The sequence below is a fragment of the Achromobacter sp. SX5 genome, assembly GCF_056711425.1.
Map to the genome: position 1 here is coordinate 4,206,198 of NZ_CM160041.1, position 13,475 is coordinate 4,219,672.

General features: G+C 68.5%; 11 protein-coding genes. 6 read left to right on the plus strand and 5 right to left on the minus strand.

Going from position 1 to position 13,475, the window contains the following annotated elements; genetic code table 11:
• The first annotated feature begins 1 nt into the window (after position 1).
• The 6 genes from AC1M14_RS19735 to AC1M14_RS19760 all read left to right on the plus strand — a co-directional run bounded on the left by AC1M14_RS19735 (position 2) and on the right by AC1M14_RS19760 (position 8,171).
• The gene (locus tag AC1M14_RS19735; RefSeq protein ID WP_479730305.1) at positions 2 to 1,174 is read left to right on the plus strand and encodes an efflux RND transporter periplasmic adaptor subunit; all 1,173 of its coding nucleotides are present in this window, start codon (positions 2 to 4) and stop codon (positions 1,172 to 1,174) included.
• A gap of 3 nt (positions 1,175 to 1,177) precedes the next feature.
• On the plus strand, positions 1,178 to 4,423 hold the full coding sequence (locus AC1M14_RS19740; protein WP_479730306.1) for an efflux RND transporter permease subunit: 3,246 nt from the start codon (positions 1,178 to 1,180) through the stop codon (positions 4,421 to 4,423).
• Entirely contained in the window at positions 4,420 to 4,773 is a 354-nt protein-coding gene (locus AC1M14_RS19745) for a DUF190 domain-containing protein (protein ID WP_246842517.1), read from the plus strand. Before AC1M14_RS19740 ends, AC1M14_RS19745 begins: the two co-directional genes overlap by 4 nt.
• Before the next feature lie 66 nt (positions 4,774 to 4,839).
• Positions 4,840 to 5,880 carry a glycosyltransferase family 2 protein gene (locus AC1M14_RS19750; protein WP_111826660.1) on the plus strand — a complete coding sequence of 347 codons (1,041 nt, stop codon included), beginning with the start codon at positions 4,840 to 4,842 and terminating at the stop codon, positions 5,878 to 5,880.
• Positions 5,864 to 7,342, plus strand: coding sequence for an ArnT family glycosyltransferase (locus tag AC1M14_RS19755; RefSeq protein ID WP_479730307.1), 1,479 nt, complete (start codon positions 5,864 to 5,866; stop codon positions 7,340 to 7,342). Before AC1M14_RS19750 ends, AC1M14_RS19755 begins: the two co-directional genes overlap by 17 nt.
• Before the next feature lie 16 nt (positions 7,343 to 7,358).
• Positions 7,359 to 8,171, plus strand: coding sequence for a ChbG/HpnK family deacetylase (locus AC1M14_RS19760; protein ID WP_209164942.1), 813 nt, complete (start codon positions 7,359 to 7,361; stop codon positions 8,169 to 8,171).
• A gap of 2 nt (positions 8,172 to 8,173) precedes the next feature.
• On the opposite strand, the gene AC1M14_RS19765 is transcribed toward AC1M14_RS19760, so the two are convergent.
• The 5 genes from AC1M14_RS19765 to AC1M14_RS19785 all read right to left on the minus strand — a co-directional run bounded on the left by AC1M14_RS19765 (position 8,174) and on the right by AC1M14_RS19785 (position 13,384).
• Positions 8,174 to 8,425: a DUF4148 domain-containing protein gene (locus AC1M14_RS19765; RefSeq protein WP_479730308.1), complete on the minus strand. Its 252-nt coding sequence runs from the start codon at positions 8,423 to 8,425 to the stop codon at positions 8,174 to 8,176.
• A gap of 409 nt (positions 8,426 to 8,834) precedes the next feature.
• The gene (locus tag AC1M14_RS19770; protein ID WP_479730309.1) at positions 8,835 to 9,377 is read right to left on the minus strand and encodes an anti-virulence regulator CigR family protein; all 543 of its coding nucleotides are present in this window, start codon (positions 9,375 to 9,377) and stop codon (positions 8,835 to 8,837) included.
• 98 nt (positions 9,378 to 9,475) lie between these two features.
• Positions 9,476 to 10,645, minus strand: coding sequence for an MFS transporter (locus AC1M14_RS19775; protein WP_111826656.1), 1,170 nt, complete (start codon positions 10,643 to 10,645; stop codon positions 9,476 to 9,478).
• Positions 10,646 to 10,764: 119 nt separating this feature from the next.
• Positions 10,765 to 12,825 carry a TonB-dependent copper receptor gene (locus AC1M14_RS19780; protein WP_479730310.1) on the minus strand — a complete coding sequence of 687 codons (2,061 nt, stop codon included), beginning with the start codon at positions 12,823 to 12,825 and terminating at the stop codon, positions 10,765 to 10,767.
• Between the two features lie 157 nt (positions 12,826 to 12,982).
• Positions 12,983 to 13,384 carry a DUF2946 family protein gene (locus AC1M14_RS19785; protein WP_209164946.1) on the minus strand — a complete coding sequence of 134 codons (402 nt, stop codon included), beginning with the start codon at positions 13,382 to 13,384 and terminating at the stop codon, positions 12,983 to 12,985.
• Between the last annotated feature and the right edge of the window lie 91 nt (positions 13,385 to 13,475).

Here is a 13,475-nt window from a genome sequence, read left to right on the forward strand (position 1 = left end):
AATGAATCCATATGACAAGCGCCTGATCCGCAGCGTGATCGGCGCCGTGCTGCTGGCCGGCGCCGGCGGCTTCGCCCTCGCCCGCTATACGGCGCCCGCCGCGGCCGTCGCCGGCAGCGCGCCGGCTGCTGCGGCGGCGGCCGCCGCCGAACCGGCCCCCGCCGACAGCCTGGCGATGAGCGAGGAAGCGATACGCGAGGCAGGTATCACCACGGAAGTGCTGCGCGCCGGCGGCCTGCAATCGGAGATCAATGCGCAGGCCATCGTCGCGCCGCAGCCCGGCGGCGAGGCCGTCGTCACCGCCCGCGCCGCGGGCGCGGTGACGCAGGTGCTCAAGCGGCTGGGCGATCCGGTGCAGGCCGGCGAGGCGCTGGCGGTGGTCGCCAGCCGCGATGCCGCCCAGCTGGCCGCCGCGCGCACCGCCGCCAACGCGCGCGCCGAACTGGCGCGCAAGAATCTGGCGCGCGAGCAGTATCTCTACAAGCAGCAGGTCTCGGCGCGGGTCGACCTGGAGCAGGCCCAGGCCGAGGCGCGCGCCGCCGCCGCCGATGCGCGCCGCGCGCAGGTCGAAGCCGAAGTGGCCAACGTCACCAAGGACGGCCAGGGCGTGGCCGTGGCCAGCCCGATCGACGGCCGCATCACCGCGCAAAGCGCGAGCCTGGGCGCCTACGTGCAGCCCGACGCCGAACTGTTCCGGATCGCCGACCCCCGGAAAATCCAGGTCGAGGCCGCCATCCTGCCCGGCGACGCCGCACGCATCGCCGCCGGCGACCGCGCGGTCGTCGAACTGCCCGGCAACGCCACGCTGGAGGCGCAGGTCCGCTCGGTCACGCCATCGCTCAACAGCGCCACCCGCCAGGCGACCGCCGTCATCGACGTCGCGGCCGGCTCGCTGCAGCCCGGACTGGCGGTGCGCGTGCGCATCTTTCCAGAAAAGAAGACGGCTTCCGCCGGCATCGTCATTCCCGAGGAGGCGGTGCAGACGCTGGAAGGCAAGGACGCGGTGTTCATCCGCACCGCCGAAGGCTTCAAGGCCCGCTTCGTCACGATCGGGCCGCGCAGCGCCGGCCGCATCGAAGTCGCCAAGGGGCTGTCCGCCGGCGAGACCATCGCCACCGGCCAGGCGTTCCTGCTCAAGGCCGAACTCGCCAAGGGCGCGGGCGAGGAGGAATAAAGCATGATTGCACGCCTCATGGCCCTATCGGTACGCGCGCGCTGGGCGGTCCTGTTCATCTTCATCGCCATCGGCGCGCTCGGCGTCTGGCAGCTGATCAAGCTGCCCATCGACGCGGTGCCGGACATCACCAACAACCAGGTTCAGATCAACACCGTGGACCCGCGCCTGTCGCCGGTGGAGATCGAAAAACTGGTGACTTATCCGGTCGAGATTTCGCTGGCCGGCATACCGGGCCTGGAATCGACCCGCTCGATTTCGCGCAACGGCTTCAGCCAGGTGACCGCGATCTTCAGCGAGAAAACCGATCTGTACTTCGCCCGCCAGCAGGTCGGCGAACGCCTGATCAAGGCGCAGGAAAGCCTGCCCGACGGCGTGCAGCCGCAGATCGGCCCCGTCACGACGGGCCTGGGCGAAGTCATCATGTACACCGTCGGCTACAGCAATCCCGACGGCGCCGGCGCCGAGGCGGTGGCGGGCCAGCCCGGATGGCAGCCCGGCGGCGCATATCTGACGCCCGAGGGCGATCTGCTGACCGACGAGGTCGGCCAGGCCGGGTATCTGCGCACCGTGCAGGACTGGATCGTCGGCCCGCAGCTCAAGGCGGTGCCCGGCGTGGCCAGCGTGGACTCCATCGGCGGCTACGCCAAGACCTTCGTGGTCGAGCCCGATCCGACCCGGCTCGCCAGCTACGGCATCTCGTACAGCGAGCTGGGCGAGGCGCTGGAACGGGCCAACCTGGCGGTGGGCGCCAACTACTACAACCGCGGCGGCGAAGCCTATCTGGTGCGCGTCGATGCGCGCGTGCGTTCGGTGGACCAGATCCGCAGCGCCGTGGCCGCCACGCGCGGCGGCGTGCCGATCACGGTCGGGCAGATCGCCGACGTGAAGATCGGCGGCGACCTGCGCACCGGCGCCGGCAGCATGAACGGCGAAGAAGCGGTCATCGGCACGGTGCTCATGCTGATCGGCGAGAACAGCCGCGTGGTGGCCGAGGACGTCTCGGCCAAGCTCGACCAGATCGCCAAGAGCCTGCCGCCCGGCGTCGAGGTGAAAATCGTGCTGGACCGCGCCAAGCTGGTGTCGGCCACCGTCGCCACCGTGGAGCGCAATCTGACCGAAGGCGCGATCCTGGTCGCGGCCTCGCTGTTCCTGCTGCTGGGCAACTGGCGGGCGGCGCTGATCGCGGTGCTGGTGATCCCGTTCTCGTTCCTGATGATGGCGATGGGCATGAACGCGTTCAAGGTGCCCGGCAACCTGATGAGCCTGGGCGCGCTGGACTTCGGCCTGATCGTCGACGGCGCGGTCATCATCATCGAGAACAGCCTGGCCAGGCTGGCGCACAGGCAGGAGCAGGAAGGCAGGCTGCTGTACCTGCGCGAGCGCCTGGAAGAGACCATGCGCGCGGCCCAGGAGATGATCAAGCCGACGGTGTTCGGGCAGCTCATCATTCTGCTGACCTTCGCGCCGCTGCTCATGTTCACCGGGGTCGAGGGCAAGACGTTCTCCCCGATGGCGATCACCATCATGCTGGCGCTGATCGCGGCGTTCATCCTGTCGATCACGCTGGTTCCCGCGCTGGTCGCGATCCTGATCCGCGGCCGCGTGGCGGAAAAGGAAGTCTGGCTCATCGCCAAATCCAAGGCGCGCTATCTGCCGCTGCTGGACCGGGCCATCGCGCGCCCCTGGCCGTTCATCTTCGCCGGGCTGGCGTTCTTCCTGGCGGCCATACCCGCCTTCGGCCTGCTGGGTTCGGAGTTCATCCCCAAGCTCGACGAGAAGAACCTGGCCCTGGCCTCGACCCGCGTGCCGTCGGTAAGCCTGGAGCAGTCGCTCGCCATGCAGCGCAAGGTGGAGACGGCGATCAAGCAGCTGCCGGAGGTGGAACTGATGTTCTCCAAGACCGGCACGGCCGAAGTCGCGACCGACCCGATGCCGCCCAACGTCTCCGACGCGTTCGTGATCCTCAAGCCCAAGGAAGCCTGGCCCGACGGCGTCACCACCAAGGCGCAGGTGATCGAGCGCATCGAGAAGGCCGCCGGCGGCCAGCTGGGCAATCTGTACGAAGTGAGCCAGCCCATCGAACTGCGCTTCAACGAGCTGATCGCGGGGGTGCGCGGCGACATCGCGATCAAACTCTACGGCGACGATCTCGACAAGATGCAGCAGACCGCCAATGACATGGTGCGCGTGCTGCAGGACATTCCCGGCGCGGGCAGCGTCAAGGCCGACCAGGTGGGCGGCGCGCCGACGCTGGACATCAAGCTCGACCGCGCGGAGATCGCGCGCTACGGCCTGACCATCCAGGACGTCTCGGACACCATCGCCGCTGCCCTGGGCGGACGTCCGTCCGGCCTGCTGTACGAAGGGGACCGGCGCTTCAACATCACGGTCCGCGTGCCCGAAGCGACCCGCAAGAACCTGGACGACATCCAGTCGCTGCCCATCCTGCTGCCCGAAACCGAAGGCCAGTTGCGCCGCCAGGTGCCGCTGGCCCGGGTCGCGCAGATCCGCCTGACCGAAGGGCTGAACGAGATTCGCCGCGAGAACGGCAAGCGGCGCGTGGTGGTGCAGGTCAACCTGGCGGGCCGCGACGCCGGTTCTTTCGTGCAGGAAGCGCAGTCCAAGATCGCGCAGCTGCAGCTGCCCGCCGGCTATTACCTGGAATGGGGCGGCCAGTTCGAAAGCCTGCAGGCGGCCTCGCAGCGGCTGTCCATCGTGGTGCCGATATGTTTCCTGGCCATCTTCGGACTGCTCTACATGGCCCTGGGCGGACTGGGCCGCGCGCTGGCCGTGTTCCTGGCCGTGCCGCTGGGCCTGGCCGGCGGAGTCTACACCCTGGCGCTGACGGGCATCAATTTCTCGGTCTCCGCGGCGGTGGGCTTCATCTGCCTGGCCGGCGTGGCGGTGCTCAACGGCCTGGTCGTCATGTCGGCCGTGCGCACCCACACCGAAGCCGGGCTGCCGCTGGCCGACGCCATCCGCGAAAGCATGAAGGAGAAAATGCGCGCGGTGATCATGACGGGCTTCGTGCCGGCCATCGGCTTCGTGCCCATGGCGCTGGCCATGGGCACCGGGGCGGAAGTGCAGAAGCCGCTGGCGACGACGGTGATCGGCGGCCTGATCGCCGCGACGATCCTGACGCTGCTGGTGCTGCCGGCCATCGCCAGGGTGGTGCTGGGATCGAAGAAGGAAGAGGAAGGCGGGCCCGCCGGCACGGTCCGGCCGCAACCGGGAGAAGCATTGTGAACGCATCCGACATGAAACTGCTGCGCATCTACACCGACGAATCCGCCTACGTGGGCGACCGGCGGGTGTTCGAATACATCGCCTCGGCCGCGCGCGACGCCAGGCTGGGCGGCGTGACCGTGCTGGAAGCCCTGCTGGGCTTCGGCCATGCCGCGCAGATCCACCGCAGACACGTGCTGGAAAACGACCGCGCGGTGGTGGTGGAGATCGTCGACACCGAGGCGAAGCTGCGCGCCTTCGCCGCCTCGCTGGAGCAGGTCACGGACATCGGCCTCATGACGCTCGAGGCGGTGGAAGTGCTGGGCGGAAAGGCCTGGGGCGCGCGCGTCTCGAACCAGACAGAAATGTAATTTTGCGGACCGTATGTTGTCGCGGGCGGCCGATTAGAGTGGTGCATCGCATTATCGATTGCTCCCATGCACGCATTGTTTTCCGAAGCGCCAGCGCCTGCGCGATCCGCCACCGCCTCCGACGCGATCTGCCTGTCCGTCGTGATTCCGTTTCTCAATGAGCAGGAAGTGCTGCCGTTGTGCCTGGAACGCCTGCGGCCCCTGCTGCAGGACCAGGGGTATCCGTATGAACTCGTTTTCGTGGACGACGGCAGCACCGACGCCAGCGTCGCCCTGCTGACGGCGGCGGCGCGCCACGATCCGACGCTGCGCATCGTGCGCCTGAGCCGCAACTTCGGCAAGGAGGCCGCCATGTCGGCCGGCCTGGCGCATGCGCGCGGCGCCGCGGTGATCGTGCTCGACGCCGATCTGCAGGACCCGCCCGAGCTCATCCCGGCAATGATGGAAGCCTGGCGCGCGGGCGCCGACGTGGTGTCCATGCGGCGCCGCTCGCGGCAGGGAGAAGGCCTGCTCAAACGGCTCTCGGCCTATGCCTTTTACCGGTTGTTGAGCCGCCTGAGCCGTTCCACGATTCCCGCCGACACCGGCGACTTCCGCCTGATGAGCCGGCGCGCCGTCGACGCTCTGCTCAGCCTGCCGGAGCGCTGCCGCTACATGAAGGGCCTGTACGCATGGGTCGGCATGCCCACCACGGTGATCGACTACGACCGCGCCCCGCGCGCGGCCGGCGCCACCAAGTGGAATTACTTTTCCCTGTTCGGCCTGGCGATGGAGGGCATTACCTCTTTCTCGACCACGCCGCTGCGCTGGGCCACGGCCATTGGCGCGGTGATCGCGCTGCTGGGCGGCGGCTTCGGCGTGGCCATCGTCCTGAAGACGCTGCTGTACGGCGACACGGTGCCGGGCTATCCCTCGCTGATGGCCATGATCACCGTGCTCAGCGGCATCCAGCTGCTGACCATCGGCCTGCTGGGCGAGTACCTGGGCAAGACGTACATGGAATCCAAGCAGCGCCCCGTCTATCTGGTGCGCGAGGTGATCGAACCCGCCGCGGCGTCCGGCAGCATGCGCGCCAACGTGGAGATCCTCGATGCCCATCGGCAATAAGCGCTTCCTGATCGTCCTGGGTCTCGTCATCGTGGCCCGCCTGTTCGCGATGGCCGCAATTCCGCTGGCCGACACCTCGGAGCCGCGCTACGCGGAGATCGCGCGCCTGATGGCGGCTTCGGACGACTGGATCACGCCATGGTTCGAGCCGGGCGTGCCGTTCTGGGGCAAGCCGCCGCTGGCCTTCTGGGCCCAGGCCCTGAGCATCGAGCTGTTCGGCCTGAGCGAATTCGCGCTGCGGCTGCCCACGTTCGCGGTCATGGCGCTGGTGGCCGGCCTGGTCTACGCCGCCGCCCTCGCCGGCTTCGGCCGCCAGACGGCGCGCTGGTCCACCCTGGTGCTGGCGACGATGCTGCTGCCGCTGCTCTGCGCCGGCGCCGTGCTGACCGATCCGTTCCTGGCGCTGGGCGTGGCGCTGCCGATGCTGGCGCTGCTGGTGCCGCCGCCGCGCCTGAACGCATTCTGGCGCTATGGCTTCTTCGTGGGGCTGGCCATCGGCCTGCTGGCCAAGGGCCCGCTCGCGCTGGCGCTGGTCGGCGGCGTGTGCGCCGCCTGGGCGCTCTGGTCGCGCGAGGCGCGCGCCAGGCTGGCCGCCCTGCCCTGGCTGGGCGGGCTGGGCTTGATGCTGGCCCTGAGCCTGCCCTGGTACGTCGCGGCCGAACTGAAGACGCCGGGTTTCCTGAACTACTTCCTGGTGGGCGAACACTTCATGCGCTTCGTGGATTCGGGCTGGGCGGGCGACCGCTACGGTTCGGCGCATGCCCGTCCGTGGGGCGCGATCTGGCTGGACTGGCTGGCGGCCGGCGCGCCCTGGAGCCTGCTGTGCGTGGCCGCCATCGCCGCGTTGGCCTTCAGCCGCCGCGCGCGCCAGGCCGCAACGAACCGCCTGCGCGAACCGGCGGTCAAGCTGCTGATCCTGTGGGCGCTGGCCGCGCCCGGGCTGTTCACGCTTTCGGGCAATATCCTGTGGACCTATGTGCTGCCCAGCCTGCCCGCCGCGGCGCTGGGCCTGGGCCTCTGGCTGGCGCGCGTCCAGCCCGCGGGGCGCGCGCGGCTGGCCGGCCATGCGCTGACGGCGGCCCTGCTGCTGATTCCGGCGGCGGCCGTCACGCTGGGCGTGCTGGGTATCTACGACGAGCAGCGGTTCAAGTCCGAAAAAGGCCTGATCGCGGCGGCCGGCCGGATTCTCGCGCCGGGCGAGACGCTTTACTTCGTCGGCTCGGAGCCGTTTTCCGCCCGCTTCTATTCGCGCGGCGCCACGCGGCTTCTTTCCTGGCAGGACGCGGCAATCGCCGCGCCCGGGCCTGCGCGCCGCATGCTGGTGGCCGTGCCGCGCGGCAAGTCCTGGCCGTTGCTGCAGCAGCCCGGCATAAGCGCGCAGGCGCGCTATTCCAGCCGCCGTTTCACGCTGTACGAGTTGACGGGCGCCGCCGCCCGGCAGCCGGCATCCGGCGCCGATTGAAGCGGACCGGGCCACCATGCAGCGGCGCATCGTATTCTGCGGCGACGACTTCGGCCTGAACGCCGGCGTCGATGTCGGCATATTGGAACTGGCGGGGCTGAACCGGCTCAGCGCGGTCAGCTGCCTGGCGCATGGGCCCTCCTTCGCCGCTCACGGGCCGGCGCTGCGCGACGCCGGCCTGGACGTCGGGCTGCATTTCAATCTCACGGAGCGCTTCGGATCGACCGCCCAGCCCGAGGTGCTGGCGCCGGGAAAACTGCTGGCGCGGGCCTGCTCGGGCCGCCTGGATTCCGCCTGGATCGAGCGGCAGCTGCGGGCGCAGCTGGAAACTTTCGAGCGGGTGCTGGGCCGCGCGCCGGACCATATCGGCGGCTACCGGCAGGTCCACCAACTGCCGGCCGTGCTGCCGGCGCTGCTGGGCGCGCTGCGCCGGCACTATGGGAACGGCCCCAGGCCCTGGCTGCGCCACACCGCAGCCGGATCGCAACACGGCATCCCGATGGCGGATTGCGCCAGGGCCCGGCTGATCGGCGCGCTTGGCGCCCGCGGCGTCGAACGCGCCGCGCGCCGGGAAAACTGGCCGATCAACCGTCGCATGCACGGCATTTATGACATGCGCGGCGGCGCGCGCCGCTATGCGGGACTGCTGCAGCGCTGGCTGGACAATGCCTGCGACGGCGACCTGCTGGTCTGCCACCCGGCCGGACCGGGCGCGCAGGATGCGCGGGCGGCCCAGCGCCAGGCGGAATTCGAGGTATGGAAGCGGCCGGAAATGGCCGAATGGCTGCGGCGCAACGGCCTACGTTGCGCGCGGCTGGGCCGGTATTGAAGTTACTGCGTGCGCCGCTGCAGTTCCTGCTGGTATTCGGGGCCGCTGCGCATGCGCAGATACTCGGCCTGGGCGGTGCGATATTCGCGGCTGTAAATATCCGGCGTATTGTTTCCGCGCCAGAATTTATCCATGCCCGCGCGCTTCCATATCGCCAGATCGGCCAGCACTTCGGCGCGGGTAAGTTCGCCTTTCTGCGCAAAGGTTTTGTCGGAATTGGAGGCGCCGGCATATACGGACTGCGCGGCGATCAAAGCCAGTGCGGCGGCCAGATATTTAGTAGTCGTCTTCATGCTTTACTCCATCAGTGGGCGTTCAACCAAGGGGTAAAACAAATTCTAAATATCGGGTTCTGGCTAAATGTCGACCGGGAAATTACTTTTTGGTCATCGCTGCGCAGGTTTCCGATAAACCGGCTTGGCGCCGCGCGCGGCCGTAAAAAAACCGCGCATACCATGATCCTGCATGGTATGCGCGGCCGGAATGCCTCATCCCTTCGCGGAGGATGGAGGTCACGCCCTGAACGATTCCCGCAAATGCCGACGCGGTTGAACTCGACAACAGCCGCATCGGCATTCCGGAACCGTCATTGCAGATTCTACGGATGTCCTCCCGACAGAATCCGGACAGCTTGATTACTTTTTAGTATCCGGAATGTCGAATTCAGTCGAAAACGTCGAACAGCACGTCGGCCACGATGGCGGTGGCCACGGCCACCAGAATCAGGTCGGAACCGGCCACCCGCCATTCATAGCCGGGATAAACAGGCAGGCGCGCCAGCATCGGTCCGGGCACCATTTTCTTGGCGATTCCCGGAGGCAGCGGTTTGCCGCGAGCCAGATTCTTGCGCACGCCCGGCGGCAGCGAACTGTAGCCGGACAGCCCGTATTCCTGCGCATACCCGCGGGCGGTGGTGATCGTGATGCCGGCGTGGCGCAGCGTGACGTCGCCGCCGCCCTTGTTTCCGCCTCCCGACGAATTGCCGTGGCCGTTATTGTCCTTGCCGCTATTGCCCTTGCCGTTATTGCCCTTGCCGCTATTGCCCTTGCCGCTATTGCCCTTGCCGCTATTGCCTTTGCCCTGCCCTTGCCCGGCGTTGTCCGGCTTGCCCTTGCCGTCGGGCGGCGCGGCCAGGACCTGGCCGGCCGCGAAGGCGCAGCACAGAATGGCGGCGGCAACATGCTTGAGTGCGGGACGACGTTTCATGGATGACTCCTCTCAACCGAAAGACTGCACCGATTCTAGAGCGGGTCCAATCTTTTGGCGTAGAGGCAAAACCGATAAATATGTAAGCAGAATGCGCTTCACGCCGGCCGGACGGCCAGCCGTTTCAACGCCGCCAGTCCCAGCGCCGGCCCGGGCGCCAGGATCAGGAAGACATACTGCGGGCCGACGGCATCTATCAGGCGGGCCAGCAGCGCGATGGCGGCGATGGTGATCGAAAAGCCGATGCAGTTGGCGATGGTCAGTGCCGACCCGACCAGCGCCGGGGGGGCGAAACGCGCATTCAGCGTCGAGAACTGCGGCGAATCGCCGACGATGACCACGCCCCAGAACAACAGGAATCCGAGGAACACCGGCAGCGGCGCCGCGAAGGCCAGCGGCGAGACCAGGCAGCACAGGCCGGACGCCCCCAGCTGCATGAACGCGACGCGCGCGCTGCCGATCCGGCGCGACAGATAGCCGCCCAGCGTACAGCCCAGGAAGCCCGCGCCGATGGCCGCAAAGCTCCATACCGATACCGCCGCGCCGTCGCCGCCCAGGCGCGCGGCCAGCAGCACCGGCAGAAAGGCGTAGAACGCGTACAGCTCCCACATGTGGCCGAAATAGCCGAAAGCCGAGGCGCGGAAGTCCGGCGATCGGAAGATCTCGACGAAGGCGGCCGGGTCGAATTTCGCGCCGGCGCGCAGATGCGGACCGTCTGGCACCAGCAGCAGGATCGCCAGGCCGCCGGCCACGGCGATCGCCGACACCGACAGGATGACGCCCTGCCACGGCAGGTCGCCGCCCAGGCCGCGGATCAGGTGGGGCAGCGCCGTGCCCAGCACCAGCGCGCCGACCAGCCAGCCCAGCGCCAGCCCGAGGTCGCGGTCGTACCAGCCCGAAGCGATCTTCATGCCCACCGGATACATGCCCGCCAGGAAAAAGCCGGTGGCGAAGCGCGCCGCCAGCAGCGGCAGCAATTCGCCGCCGGCGGCCAGCGTCGCGGCGTTGGCCGCCGCGCCGGCAAGCGTGGACAGAAAGAACAGCCTGCGCGGCGAATAGCGGTCGGCAAGCGCCAGCCAGGCGAAGACCAGGGTGCCGGCGATGAAGCCGAGCTGCACGGCAATGGTGACGTCGCCGACCGCCGATTCCGGCAGGCCGGCGCTGCGGCTGAGGTCGGGCATTACCGCATTGCCGGCGAACCACAGCGAGGTGGCGGCGAATTGCGACAGGACGATGGTCGGCAGGATGCGGGCAGGAACGGCGGGCAAGGCGGATACTCCCCACGACGTTTTGACGGTCTGAACGCGCTGCGCCGTCCGTTGCGGCAATGAGCCCGTATCGTAGCAACTTTTCCAGCTGGCGCGGCGACGACACGGGCCCGCGGGCCTCAGTACTTGAAGCTCAGGCGCGCCCAGAACGTGCGGCCCGGCTCGTTGACCGCCGTGTTGGCGGCATAGCCGAAACCGGCGTTGCCGGCCAGGTTCAGGTGCTCGCTATAGGTCTTGTCGAACAGATTGTCCACGCCCACCGACAACTGCACCTGCTTGTTGACCGCGTAGCCGCCATTGATGGACAGCACGCCGAAACCCGCGCTGGGGCCGAAGTCCTTGCCGACCACGTTGCCTTCGTTCAAGGCGTAGCGCTTCTGCGCCGCCACGATGCGCCACAGCGCGCCGGCCGACCAGGTGCCGTCGTCATAGGCGGCGCTGAGCCGGGCTTCCAGCGGCGGCATCTGCGGCAGCGGCCTGCCGTCGCTGCGGTTCTGCCCCCAGGCATAGGCCAGCGTGGCGCCGAGTTTCCAGCTGGGCGCGACCCGGTAGGACGCGCCCAGCTCGCCGCCGGCGATCCTGGCGTTCACGTTGGTGGCCTGGGACGACGGCCCCATCATGCCGCCCGAGGTGTAGTTGAACAGAATGAAGTCGTCGACGTAGCCCGCATAGCCCGACACCCAGGCGTCCAGGTCATCGGTACGGTATTGCGCGCCGAAGTCCAGCTGCGTCGTCTTCTCGGGCCGCACGCCGTCGAAGGCGTTGACGGAACCGGCCGGCCCGCGGTTGGGCGAGAACAGCTCCCAGTAGTCGGGGAAGCGCTCCACGTGTCCCAGGCCTACGTAGACGGTGGCGGGCACGGCTTCGAGGTCATGCTCGTAGCGCAGGAAACCGCTGGGCAGCGTGTCGCGGCGGCGCTCGTCCGCGGTGGGATTGGGCATGGGCATCATCGAACCCGTGGTCTGGCGGAAGTCCTTGGCCGAGGCCCAGTCCACGCGCGCGCCGCCGATGACGCGGCTGCCGGGCGCGGCGCGCCAGGTCAGTTCGCCGAACAGCCCGGTATTGGAGAAGTCGGCGTCCTTGATCCACGACTGGCTGCGGTACGACATCGCGCCCATGCCGTTGCGGTAGCGATGGCGGCTCTGCTGGAAATCCATGCCGGTCACCAGCTCCACGTCGGCGGACAGGTTCCAGGTGCCGGCGAAGCGCCCGCCCCAGGTGGCGCGGTCCACGTCGGAAGCCATGCGCATGGGCATCGAACTCATCGGGTCGGGCGAGCGCAGCGTGTAGTTATCCATCACGTGGTCGGCGTAGTTGTAGTAGAGCTGCGCCTCGACCCGATCGAACACGGTCCCGATGTTGCGCTTCTCGAAGCGCAGGCCGAAGGTCTCGCGCTTGAACTGCGCGCCGTCCATGCCGCGCCCGGCATAGCGCGCCTCGCCGTCGCCGGTGCCGGCGGTCAGTTCGTACAGCGTGTCGGCGTCGGGCGTGAAGCCCAGCGTGACGTCGGCGTTCCATTTGTCCCAGCGCGACGGCACCGTATTGCCGTCGCCGTCCTTGTAGTCCTGCGAGTGGGAATGGTTGGCCGTGAAGCGGGTGTAGACCTTTTCGTTGCCCACGGTCAGGTCGGCCGCCTGGTCGTTGCGGCCGAACGACCCGCCCAGCAGGCTGCCGTCGAATCGCACGCCGGCGCCGGTGAAGCGCGGCGTGTCGCGGTCGAACTTGATGGTGCCGGCCGACGCGCCCGGCCCCCACAGCACCGTCTGCGGTCCCTTGATGACGGTGAGCTGGTCGAAGTTCTCCGGAGAGATATAGGAGCTGGGCGCGTCCATGCGGGCGGGGCAGGCGCCGGGCATGGAGGCGCCGTTGGTCAGCAGGTTCAGGCGCGAGCCGAACATGCCGCGCAGCACCGGATCGCCGTTGGTCCCGCCGTTACGTATGGCCGAGAAGCCGGGAATGGTCTTGAGATAGTCGGTGCCGTCGCTGGCCGGCAGCGGCTGGCGCGGGATTTTCGGATCGGTGGTGAAGGTCAGCGGCGCGCTGGGCGCCACGCCGGTGATAACCACCGTGTCCATGGTGGGAGCGGCGTTGGCGTCGGCGGCCTGCGCGCCTGCCGGGAACAGGGCGGCCAGCGCGGCGGCCAGGCCGGCCGTGCGCAGGAGTTCGTCTTTCTTGTACATGTCGGGCTCTATCGGAATTCTTGTCGGACACCCGCGTGCGACGGCCGCGCCAAAGCGGCGCCGCTGCGCGGTGTCGGGAATCAGGTCGGCGCGCGTGCGTGCCTGCGCGCGCGGCCGGCGGCCGCGCACGCAACGCATCGAAGGCGCAGGAAGACGGTCAGGCGGACGGCGGCGGGGCGCGCGATTTCTGCGGCAGCCGCGCCAGCGCGCTGGAGAAATGGACCGCGACGCTCGGGCGCGGCAGGACGGGCGCGGCCTCGGGCAACAGCCATGCCAGCACGAAAAGCTCGGGCAGCGTGGCGCCGGACAGCATGGCGCAGCCGGCGACGCAGCAATGCGGCAGGGAGCCGCTGTGCTGGCTGGCGTCCTGGGTGGCGCCGGAGATATCGAGGGAGACGACGCGCGGCCCGCTGGCCGTGCAGACGATGGTGGTGGCGGTCCTGCCTGGCGCGGGGCCCGGCGAGGCCATCGAGGAAGATGCGATCAACGCCTGGAACACGAACAGCAGCGCTGCCGCAAGCGCGACCCACCGTCTGTTGGCGTTGATAGCTGTATGCATTCGTATTTCCCGATGAGCGCAGATGGTATCACGCAGGGGCGTAGCAGACGCCCCGGGGAAATCCGGGCCGATATGATCTGGAACAAGAACC

Bases quoted from the DNA above. Each gene is read 5' to 3' on its own strand.
- AC1M14_RS19735 (WP_479730305.1), top strand. From the start codon at position 2: ATGAATCCATATGACAAGCGCCTGATCCGCAGCGTGATCGGCGCCGTG.
- AC1M14_RS19740 (WP_479730306.1), top strand. From the start codon at position 1,178: ATGATTGCACGCCTCATGGCCCTATCGGTACGCGCGCGCTGGGCGGTC.
- AC1M14_RS19750 (WP_111826660.1), top strand. From the start codon at position 4,840: ATGCACGCATTGTTTTCCGAAGCGCCAGCGCCTGCGCGATCCGCCACC.
- AC1M14_RS19755 (WP_479730307.1), top strand. From the start codon at position 5,864: ATGCCCATCGGCAATAAGCGCTTCCTGATCGTCCTGGGTCTCGTCATC.
- AC1M14_RS19760 (WP_209164942.1), top strand. From the start codon at position 7,359: ATGCAGCGGCGCATCGTATTCTGCGGCGACGACTTCGGCCTGAACGCC.
- AC1M14_RS19770 (WP_479730309.1), bottom strand. From the start codon at position 9,377: ATGAAACGTCGTCCCGCACTCAAGCATGTTGCCGCCGCCATTCTGTGC.
- AC1M14_RS19780 (WP_479730310.1), bottom strand. From the start codon at position 12,825: ATGTACAAGAAAGACGAACTCCTGCGCACGGCCGGCCTGGCCGCCGCG.
- AC1M14_RS19785 (WP_209164946.1), bottom strand. From the start codon at position 13,384: ATGCATACAGCTATCAACGCCAACAGACGGTGGGTCGCGCTTGCGGCA.